Annotated in this window: 11 protein-coding genes and 1 pseudogene; 4 read left to right on the top strand and 8 right to left on the bottom strand. The window is 72.0% G+C overall.

Annotation, left to right across the window (positions count from 1 at the left end; genetic code table 11):
* The 5 genes from E1292_RS47230 to E1292_RS47210 all read right to left on the bottom strand — a co-directional run.
* Positions 1-1,255 (bottom strand): sodium:solute symporter family transporter (locus E1292_RS47230; RefSeq protein ID WP_132606333.1); only part of this gene is annotated, 1,255 nt, incomplete at its 3' end.
* Complete coding sequence (locus tag E1292_RS47225; protein ID WP_132606332.1) at positions 1,252-1,551, bottom strand: hypothetical protein; 300 nt, start codon at positions 1,549-1,551, stop codon at positions 1,252-1,254. The genes E1292_RS47230 and E1292_RS47225, both read right to left, overlap by 4 nt.
* Before the next feature lie 22 nt (positions 1,552-1,573).
* Positions 1,574-2,314: a LytR/AlgR family response regulator transcription factor gene (locus E1292_RS47220; protein WP_132606331.1), complete on the bottom strand. Its 741-nt coding sequence runs from the start codon at positions 2,312-2,314 to the stop codon at positions 1,574-1,576.
* A gap of 69 nt (positions 2,315-2,383) precedes the next feature.
* A complete protein-coding gene (locus E1292_RS47215) occupies positions 2,384-3,538 on the bottom strand; it encodes a sensor histidine kinase (RefSeq protein WP_132606330.1) in 1,155 nt (384 codons plus the stop codon).
* Between the two features lie 66 nt (positions 3,539-3,604).
* A complete protein-coding gene (locus E1292_RS47210) occupies positions 3,605-4,201 on the bottom strand; it encodes a molybdopterin-dependent oxidoreductase (RefSeq protein ID WP_246090902.1) in 597 nt (198 codons plus the stop codon).
* A gap of 238 nt (positions 4,202-4,439) precedes the next feature.
* On the opposite strand from E1292_RS47210, the gene aroF reads away from it, so the two are divergent.
* The 3 genes and pseudogenes from aroF (at position 4,440) to E1292_RS54630 (ending at position 5,893) form a co-directional block, all read left to right on the top strand.
* Entirely contained in the window at positions 4,440-5,471 is a 1,032-nt protein-coding gene (gene aroF / locus E1292_RS47205) for a 3-deoxy-7-phosphoheptulonate synthase (protein WP_132606328.1), read from the top strand.
* Between the two features lie 75 nt (positions 5,472-5,546).
* Positions 5,547-5,705: pseudogene (locus E1292_RS55580) on the top strand (hypothetical protein); the annotation flags it as partial.
* A 17-nt stretch (positions 5,706-5,722) separates the two neighbouring features.
* A complete protein-coding gene (locus tag E1292_RS54630) occupies positions 5,723-5,893 on the top strand; it encodes a hypothetical protein (RefSeq protein ID WP_246090904.1) in 171 nt (56 codons plus the stop codon).
* Positions 5,894-5,902: 9 nt separating this feature from the next.
* Here E1292_RS54630 and thiI read toward each other — a convergent pair whose 3' ends face one another.
* From thiI to macS, 3 genes are all read right to left on the bottom strand, one after another.
* Positions 5,903-7,099, bottom strand: coding sequence for a tRNA uracil 4-sulfurtransferase ThiI (gene thiI / locus E1292_RS47195; RefSeq protein ID WP_132606327.1), 1,197 nt, complete (start codon positions 7,097-7,099; stop codon positions 5,903-5,905).
* A gap of 61 nt (positions 7,100-7,160) precedes the next feature.
* Positions 7,161-7,802 (bottom strand): response regulator, encoded by a 642-nt coding sequence (locus E1292_RS47190; protein WP_132606326.1) that lies wholly within the window; start codon positions 7,800-7,802, stop codon positions 7,161-7,163.
* A gap of 89 nt (positions 7,803-7,891) precedes the next feature.
* Entirely contained in the window at positions 7,892-8,998 is a 1,107-nt protein-coding gene (gene macS / locus E1292_RS47185; RefSeq protein WP_132606325.1) for a MacS family sensor histidine kinase, read from the bottom strand.
* Positions 8,999-9,111: 113 nt separating this feature from the next.
* Here macS and E1292_RS47180 point away from each other — a divergent pair.
* Positions 9,112-9,986 (top strand): MHYT domain-containing protein (locus tag E1292_RS47180; protein ID WP_246090900.1); only part of this gene is annotated, 875 nt, incomplete at its 3' end.

The raw sequence follows: 9,986 nt of genomic DNA, 5'->3' as shown, positions 1-9,986 counted from the left end.
CGCCCCCTCCCAGGGCGAACCCCGCCGCCACCCCCGCGTCCGTCAGCCGCCGCCACCAGATGCCGAGCACCAGCATGGGGCAGAACGTGGCGGCGGAGAGGGTGAAGCCGACCACCACCAGCGCCACCGACTCCCGCGGGGTGCTGACCGCGGTCAGGGCGAGCGCCGCCAGCAGCACCACGGTCACGGCGGCGCGGAAGGAACGCGCGCCGGCCGACGGCACGCACGACGACACCGCGCCCCCGACGGCCACCAGCACGCCCACCATGGTCGCGAGGAGCGCCGCGAACGCCCCGGCGGCCAGCACCCCGGTGAGCACCTCTCCGGCGGCCCCAGGCAGCATCCTGGCGGGCAGCAGGAGCACGATCTCGTCCGCCGCCGCGTCACGCGCGTGCCGGTGCCCCAGCACCCCGTACAACGGCGGCACGACGCTGAACACCGCCAGCATCACCTGGGCCGCCACGATGGACCGCCTGGCCCCGCGGGCGTCCCTGTTGGTGTAGACGCGGACGATCACGTGCGGCAGTCCCATCGTGCCCAGCGCGCACGCCAGCAGCACGGCCAGCACCCCGGGCAGCGACGGGTCGCCGGCTCCCGCCAGCCCGGCGACCCCGGCCCGGTAGGAGCCCTCGAACAGGGTGACCGGCCGCGCGCCCGACATCCACCAGCAGATGACGCCGACGCCAAGGAAGACGACCAGCTTCAGCCAGAACTGCGAGGCCTGCAGGCTCGTCACGCTCCCCACGCCGCCCGCGACCGCCACGCCCAGCGTCGCCGCCCCGACGGCCGCCCAGCCCAGCCACGGCGGCAGCCCGGTCAGCAGCCGCACCACGATCCCGGCGGCGTGCAGCTGGGCGACCATGAACGCCAGCCCGATGACCAGCAGGAAACATGCGGTGAAGGGGCGCAGCCGGGCCGAGCGGAGCCGCCACCCGGCGAAGTCGGGCAGCGTGTACGTTCCCGAGCGCCGCAGCGGCGCCACGACCAGGGCCAGGAGGACGACGAAGCCGGCGGCGGCACCCACCGGATACCACAACATCGGCCCGCCATGAGTGGCGATGAGCCCCGCGGTGCCGAGACACGCCGCCGCCGAGGTGACCTCGGAGGAGATCGCGGCGCCGTTCCACCAGGGCGGTACCTCCCTGGCCGCCACGTGGAAGTCGGCGAGGCCGCTGGAGCGGCGTGGCCGCGCGGCGCCCACCATCACGCCCAGTACGACGACGAAGGCGATCCCGGTGAGCACCGCGACGGTCATTTCTCCAGCCGCTCCGCCCGTCTCAGCTGCACCACGGCCAGCCCCACCCAGGCGGCCTGGGCGGCCAGCGAGAGCGCCACCCAGGCCTCGGGGGCGGGCACCCACATGGCGATGACGGGGACGCCCGCCAGCACTCCGGCGACGGCGGCCACCGTCAGCATGGCCTGCCGTAACTGGCGCCCCACGATGGCCGGCACGTCGGGCGGGACCTGCCTGCCGTGCTCATCGACGCGCCGCCGGCCGCGCCCGAGGGCGACCGGCCGGCGCGACACGACGACACGGCGCTCCGCCGTCACCGGACCATTCCTCCGCCGACCGTCACGAGATCACGCCCCTGTGCTGGCGTACGAGCTGTTCGCGGACCTGGCGGCTGTGCCGCCTGCTGACCTGCAGCGTCTCGGTGCCGACGGTGACCGACACCCGCCCGCCCTCGAATCTGAGCTCGCTGACGTGCTTGGCCGCCACCAGCGTGCTGCGGTGGATGCGGATGAACCCGGCCTCCGACCAGCGCCGTTCCAGCGCGGCCAGCGACATGCGCACCAGATAGCTGCCGTCGACGGTGTGCAGGCGCACGTAGTCGCCCTTGGCCTCGGCGAACCAGACGGCCTGCTGGGGCACGAAGCGGGTGCGCCCGCCGAGCTCGACCGGGATCACGTCGTCCTGGCCCGGCTCGGCGGCGGGCGAGGTGGCGGCCTCCAGCCTGCGCACCGCCTCGGCCAGCCGCTCGGCCCTGACCGGCTTCAGCAGGTAGTCGACCGCCTCCAGCTCGAACGCCTGCACCGCGCACTCCTCGTGGGCCGTCACGAAGACCAGCCGGGGCGGGCTGGGGAAGCCGCCGACGAGCCGGGCGAGGTCGAGCCCGTCGAGCCCGGGCATCCGGATGTCGAGGAAGACGCCGTCGAGCCGCTCGCCCGCGCCGATCATCTGCACCATGTCCTGCAGCGCCGTGACGCCGTCGGCCGCGGTCGTGACCTGCTCGATCCGGTCGTCCTGGCGCAACAAGTAGGCGAGCTCCTCCAGAGCCGGCACTTCGTCGTCGACGGCCAGAACTCTCAGCATGTCCACCACGCTGCCGTAGAAAAGCAGAGGCCACAAGGGGCAAGCCAGCTTAGCGTAATGAATTGACTACTATGAGCCAAGTTGCGTCTTCGGTACGCGCAACCGCACCTTGGTGCCGGCGCCCAGCGCGGTCTCCACGACGAGCCCATAGCCGTCGCCGTAGATCTGGCGCATCCTCAGGTCCACGTTCGCCAGGCCGATGCCGCCGCCCTCGCGGGCGGGTTCGTCGTCGAGCATGCGCCGCGCGCACTCGGGATCCATCCCCGCGCCGTCGTCCTCGACGGTGATGTGCGCCTCGGGGCCCGCGTCGCGCACCACGACCCGCACCTCCCCGGCGGCGCCGCCGTTGCCGCGCATGCCGTGCTTGATGGCGTTCTCGACCAGCGGCTGCAGGCACAGGAACGGCACGGGCACCGGCAGCACCTCCGGCGCCACCTGCACGGTGAAGCGCAGCTTGTCGCCGAAGCGGGCGCGCTCCAGGAGCAGGTAGCGGTCGACGCAGGTCAGCTCGTCGGCGAGGGTGGTGAAGTCGTTGGCCCTGCGCAGGGCGTAGCGGGCGAAGTCGGCGAAGTCGAGCAGGAGCTCGCGGGCGCGCCTGGGGTTCGTACGGACGAACGAGGCGATCGTCGTGAGCGCGTTGTAGATGAAGTGCGGCGAGATCTGGGCGCGCAGCGCGCGCATCTCGGCCTCCAGCGCGCGCTGCCGCGAGGCGTCCAGGTCGGCCAGCTCCAGCTGGCCGGAGACCCAGCGGCCGACCTCGGTGACGGTACGCACGAGCGCGGCGCTGACCTCGTCGTCGTGGGCCGCCAGCGTGCCCACGACCGCGCCGTCCACGGTCAGCGGCACCACCACCGCCGCGTACGGCTCGCCGGGGAACACCTGGGCCCGCCCGGCGGCCAGCGTGGCGCGGGCGTGGGCGAGCACGTCGCCGTCGCGTGGACCGTCGCCGGCCGGGCCGTCCCACGCCAGCACCGCCTCGGCGGAGGTGATCGCGACGGCGTGGGTGCCGAGCAGCGTGCGCAGGTGCCGGACGGCCTTGCGGGCGGAGTCGCGGCTGAGCCCCGCGCGCAGGGCGGGGGCGGCCAGCGCGGCGATGTGCAACGTGGTGAACGTCGCCTCGTCCGACCTGCGGCCCTGCGGCAGCGCGTCGCGGCACGACCGCGTCCTGGCCAGCCCGTAGCCGGCGACGAAGGCCAGCAGGAGCAGCGCCACGCCAGTCAGCATGCGGGCCACCGTAGCCAACAACGCACCGTGTCCGGGCCGAAACCCGCGGTGAAGGCCGAGCCCTCGCTACGGCGGGCCCTCGCCGGGTTCTTCCTGGTAGGAGTAGCGCTGCTCGCGCCAGGGGTCGGCGACGTTGTGGTAGCCGCGCTCCTCCCAGAAGCCCCGGCGGTCTTCGAGGAGATATTCGATGCCGCGCACCCACTTGACGCTCTTCCACGCGTAGAGGTGGGGCACCACGATCCGCAGCGGGTGGCCGCGGTCAGGGCTGAGCGGTTTCTCGTCGAGCTCCATGGCGAACAGCGTGTCGGGTGCGGTGAAGTCGGACATCCGCAGGTTGGCGCTGTAGCCGTATTCGGCCCAGATCATCACGTGGCGCACGCCGGGGTCGGGCGGGGAGGCGCCGATGATGGTGGCGGGGGCGACGCCACGCCACTCGTTGGCCATGAGCGAGAACTTGGTGACGCAGTGGAAGTCGGCGAGCCGGGTCGTGCGGGGCAGCCGCTCGAACTCCTCCCAGGTGTAACAGTGCTCCTCGCCGGTCGCGGTGGCTCCGAACACGCGGAAGTCCCAGCTTTCGGGCTTGAACGCGGGGACCCTGCCGTAGTGGATCACGGGTCTGCCGCGCGGGACGTACTGGCCTGGAGGCAGGCGCGACTCCTCCACGATCACTCCCCTCACCGGTCTCGCGTCTTGGGCCATCCTGCCATCGGACCGCCGATGGCTCGCGGGCGGGTGCGGTGCGCTACGATTGGGCTCTATGCGCACAGCGTTCTGGTTTTGGTATGGCGACGGACCCGAGTCCGTTCGCCATCTGACGCTGCGCTAGCAGACAGGCGAACGGAAGGCCCCGGGTCCAGGTGGACCCGGGGCCTTCCGTGTTTTCAGGCAGAAGGAGAAGCAGATGGTGATCGTGATGGGCCCGGAGGCCACGCCGGACGATCTCACGTCGATCGTGTCGGTCGTCCAGGCGGCCGGGGTCGAGGCTTTCATCAGCAAGGGCGTGCGCCGCACCATCGTCGGCCTGGTCGGCGACGTCACCCAGCTCGACGCGGCCGGCCTGCGCGGCATGCCGGGGGTGCGCGACGTGATGCGCGTGACGACGCCGTACAAGCTGGTCAGCAGGGAGAACCATCCGGAACGCTCCACGGTCCACGTGGGCGGCGTGCCGATCGGCCCCGACACCGTGACGCTGATCGCGGGGCCGTGCGCGGTGGAGACGCACCAGCAGACGCTGGACGCGGCCAGGATGGCGCAGTCGGCGGGAGCGGTGCTGCTGCGCGGCGGGGCGTTCAAGCCGCGCACGTCGCCGTACGCGTTCCAGGGGCTGGGCGAGGCGGGACTGCGGATCCTGGCCGACGTGCGCGAGGAGACCGGGCTGCCGATCGTGACGGAGGTCGTGGACGCCCAGGACGTCGAGCTGGTGGCGTCGTACGCCGACATGCTGCAGGTCGGCACCCGTAACGCGCAGAACTTCGCGCTGCTGCGGGCGGTCGGCGCGGCCGGGCGGCCGGTGATGCTCAAGCGCGGCATGAACGCCACGATCGAGGAGTGGCTGATGGCCGCCGAGTACATCGCGCAGCGCGGCAACCTGGACATCGTGCTGTGCGAGCGGGGCATCAGGACGTTCGAGACGGCGACGCGCAACACGCTCGACGTCTCGGCGGTCCCGGTGGCGCAGCGGCTCTCGCACCTGCCGGTGATCATCGACCCGTCGCACTCCGGCGGCCGGCGTGACCTGGTGCTGCCGCTGACCCGCGCGGCCATCGCGGTGGGCGCCGACGGCGTGATCATCGACGTGCACCCGCAGCCCGAGCAGGCGCTCTGCGACGGCCCGCAGGCGCTCGTCGACGCCGACCTGGGCGAGCTGGCCCAGGTCATGACGGACTTCCCCGCGCTGCTCGGCAAGTCGAGCGCGGCCGCGGTCGCCGCCTGACCCGGCCCCTCCCGCCGGCACTGCCACGAGCCCCCGGAGACGGCCGGCCGCGCCACGAGCCAGCCGGTCGTACTCATGGGTAACTTGAGGAGGAGTCCCCATGTGCCGGACTCCTCCCGGCGCCACGATGAGCGCATGACCAAGCGTCTTCAACCCACACAGACCAGCGCGTTCTACGCCCAGGCGATCCTGTCGTTCGCCGTCTCGATCGCCTCGGTGACGATCGCCCTGATCTACCTGCCCGCCGAGGGGTGGATCAGGGCCTTCCTCGCCCTCGGCTGCTCTATGTCGTCACCTCGACGCTCACGCTGGCCAAGGTCGTGCGCGACCGGCAGGAGCTCGCGGAGGTCACCAACCGCGTCGACCAGGCCAGGCTCGACAAGCTGCTGGCCGAGCACGACCCGTTCAGGGTCGACTCCTGACCTCCGCTACTAGAGCGTGTACTCCTGGATCGAGTCGGCCAGTTGCACGCACAGCTCCTCGGCGTCGAGCCGCTTCTCGATCTGCTTCAAGTCGTCGATCTTGGCCCGCGTCTCGGCGCGCTTGGGCGCCAGCAGGGAGCAGCAGTCCTCGTCGGGCAGCTCCGAGATCTCCAGCGTGCCGATGCGCCGGGCCTCGGCCATGATCTCGGTCTTGTCCCAGCCCACCAGCGGCCGCAGGATCGGCAGCTCGACCGCGTTGTCCTGAGCCGTGATGTTGGTCAGGGTCTGCGACGAGACCTGCCCGAGCGCGTCACCGGTGATCAGCGCGGCGGCGCGGATGCGGTGGGCGACCTCTTCGGCCGTCTTGAGCATGAGCCGCCGCTGCGCGATCACGGCCAGGCGGTCCTGGCCGGAGGTGCGGATCGACTGCTGCGCCTTGCCGAACGGCACCACCCACAACCGCGAGCCGCCCTGGAACCTGTCGAGCTTCCTCACCAGCGCGTAGGCCTTGTAGATCGACTCGGAGGTGGTGAACGGGATGCCGGAGAAGTGCAGGAAGTCGACGTGCAGGCCGCGCCGCATCATCCGGTAGGCCGCCACCGGCGAGTCGATGCCGCCCGACATCAGCACCAGCGCCCGCCCGCTGCTGCCGACCGGCAGGCCGCCCTGGCCGGGGATGCCGTCGGTGAAGACGAACACCTCGTCCCTGTCGACCTCGATGAACACCGTCAGCTCGGGGTTCTTCAGGTCGACGGGCAGGCCGTACTCGTCGTTGATCGCGCCGCCCACCAGGCGGTCGAGCTCGTTGGAGCGCAGCGGGAAACGTTTGTCGCGGCGGCGCGAGCGGACCGCGAAGCGGGCGCCGCGCTTGGCCTCCTCGCTCTCCCCTGCGAGCTCGAGACCGGCCTTCAGCACCGAGTCGGGGTCTTTCGCGACCCGCCAGGCCCGGTGGATCCACACCAGTCCCGGCACGTCGGCGACCCGCTCGGCCACGGCTCCGGCCTGCTCGGCGGTGGCGCCCTGGGGAAGGAAGATCGCGATCACGCCGTGCCGCCTGCGCACGTCGACCTTGATCCCGAGCGGCTGGAGCGCGTCGCGGATGTTGCCGATCAGGCGGCGTTCGAACAGCTCGCGGTTCTTGCCCTTGAGGACGATCTCGCCCAGCTTGAGCAGCACGCACGGCTCGCCCAGGGCAGACATCGTCATGGTGGAACCTCCGGGAAATGGGGAAAAGGCGTGTTGGTGCCAACGTCGCGCCCCACCGAGTTTAGTCCGCGTCGAGGCCCCGCTCGATCGCATATCGCACCAGCTCGACCCTGTTGTGCAGCTGGAGCTTGCCGAGGGTGTTCTGGACGTGGTTCTGCACGGTGCGGTGCGAGAGCACCAGGCGCTCGGCGATCTGTTTGTACGACAGCCCCTTGGCGACCAGCCGGAGCACCTGCGTCTCGCGCTCGGTGAGCCGCGGACCCTCGGCGGGCGCGGGTTGCGCGGCCAGCCGCCGGTATTCGCCCAGCAGGAGCCCGGCCAGCCCGGGGGTGAACACGGCGTCGCCCTCGGCCGTCCTGCGTACGGCGTCGAGGAACTCCTCCCGGCTCGCCGATTTCACCAGATATCCGGACGCGCCCGCCTTGATCGCCTCCAGCACGTCGTCCTGCTCGGCGCTGGCCGACAGCACCAGCACGCGCGGCGGCGGCTCCAGCCCGGACAGCTTGGCGGCCACCTCGTGGCCCGGCATGTCGGGCAGCCGCAGGTCGAGCACCACGAGGTCGGGCCGGACCGTGCCGGCCACCCTGGCCGCCTGCCGCCCCTCCCCCACGGTCGCCACGACGTCGTAGCCGGCCTCGGCCAGATCTCTCGAGATTCCGTCACGCCACATGGGATGGTCGTCCACCACCATGACCCGCACCATGCCCGCAACTCTAACGCCGCCCGCGCCCCGCACCCCGGTCGCGGCGGAGCGGGGCCGGGATCGCGGGGAGCAGCGTCGCGGTGGGCGGGTCACGCGGGGAGGCTGATCTCGACTTCGGTGCCCTGCCCGGGGACGCTGACGATCGAGACGTCACCGCCCAGTTCGGCCACCCGGCCGCGGATGGAGCCGGCGACCCCCATGCGCCCCTCGGCCAGGGCCTCGTCCAGCCGCCCTGGCGGGATGCCGGGCCCGTCGTCGCGCACGCTGACGGTCACCATGCCCTCACCCGGCTCCGCCAGCACCCAGGCGCGCGCCGACGGCCCGCAGTGCGCCCTGACGTTGTCCAGGGCCGCCCCGACGGCGGCCGCCGCCTGCTCCGCCACCGGCGCGGGCAGGACCAGCGGCGTGGCCGGGGTGGAGACCGTCACCTGGGACGAGGCGTGCCGCAGCAGGAGGGTGCGCAGGTCGGCGGAGCCCGGGGCGCCGGTCTCGCCGGGGCGGTCGGCGACGAGGCGGCGCAAGGCGGACTCCTGCTCACCGGCGAGGCGGCCCAGCTCGGCCGCCTCGCCGCCGAGCCGCTGCCCGCGCCGGTGCACCAGGGCGAGCACCTGCAGGACCGAGTCGTGGATGTCGCGGGCCAGGCGGTCGCGCTCGCGCTGGGCGGCCTCCATCTCGACGGCCCGCTGCATGCGCTCCTCGGCCTCCTTCGCGAGCCGGGCCACGTGGCCGACCACGACGCCCGACAGGAAGAGCAGGACCGCGCCGTTGATCAGGATGGGCACGTCGGGGGCGCGCACCCGCAGCCACAGGTCGCCCGCCGCCATGGCGACCGCCGCCACCGCTCCCGCGCGCCTGCCGCCGTGCACGGCCCAGGCGAGCACGGGCCCGGCCACCCAGGTCGCGGGGACGGGCGTCGTGCCCGCCTCGCCCTGCGCGGCGCCCTGGACGTACGGCGAGGCCAGCAGGCAGGCCAGCACCACAAGCAGGTCGATCACGAGCAACGGCCACCGGCGCAGCGCGGCGACGGAGTAGGCGAGCGTCGCCCCGGCGGTCCAGAGCACCATCACGCCGATCACCAGCCAGCCGAGGACCGGCTGCTCGTAGCCGCGGTGCTGGGCCATCAGCACGATCGCGTAGGCCAGGGACGCGACGCGGAAGACGGCGATCGACCGCCAGAACGGCCCCTCGATAGCCATGAGCCTTTCTCATGTTTCCGACATACGACGTTGACAGATAGTTGCAGTATCCATGCGAAAGGGACATTCCCGATGGCAGAATCCGGGGACCCCTAATGCAAGGAACGCGATAGATGACCTCCGCTGTGAATCATTTCACCTATGGGCCGCTCACGCCGCTGCTGGCCTACGTGATGTCGTGCATCGGGTCAATGCTCGGCCTGCGCCTCACCGCGCAGGCCCACGCCTCGCGCGGGGGTTCCAGGGTGCGGTGGCTGCTCGGCGCGGCCATCTCCATCGGCGGTACGGGCATCTGGGTGATGCACTTCATCGGCATGATGGGCTTCCAGGTGGAGGGCACCCAGATCAAGTACGACGTGTGGCTCACCGCGGCGTCCGCGGCCGTCGCCATCATCGTCGTGGGCACCGGCCTGTTCCTCGTCTCCTACGGCCGCGGCCGCCTCCTGGCGCTGCTCGGCGGCGGCCTGCTCACGGGGCTCGGGGTGGCCTCGATGCACTACCTGGGCATGTACGCGATGAACATGTCCGCCCAGGTCTCCTACGACCGCGTCACCGTGGCGATCTCCGTGGCCATCGCCGTGGTGGCGGCGACGGTGGCGCTGTGGTTCACCCTGCGCGTCAGGAAGCCCATCTGGATCACCGGCGCCGCCCTGGTCATGGGCGTGGCCGTGTCGGGCATGCACTACACCGGCATGTACGCGATGCACGTCACGGTCGACTCGCAGCCCGGCGTGATCACCGGCGCCGACGCGCTCGACTTCCTCGTGCCCCTCATGACCGTGATCAGCCTGATCACCCTGACCATGCTCCTCATGGTGATCCTCTCGCCGTCGGAGGAGGAACTGCACGAGGACGCCGAGCTCCTCGCCAAGCTGGAGCTGCGCCGGCGCACCGCGCAGCAACAGCAGCAGCTCACCTACCCCTCGCCCGGTGTCGCGCCGGCGCCGATGCCGCTGGCGGCCCCTGCCACCACGACGGTCATGCGCCG

This window comes from Nonomuraea deserti (genome assembly GCF_004348685.1).
In the GTDB taxonomy this organism is placed as follows: domain Bacteria; phylum Actinomycetota; class Actinomycetes; order Streptosporangiales; family Streptosporangiaceae; genus Nonomuraea; species Nonomuraea deserti.
The sequence above is the reverse complement of the archived record's forward strand: the minus strand, read 5'-3'. Positions and strand labels throughout refer to the sequence as shown.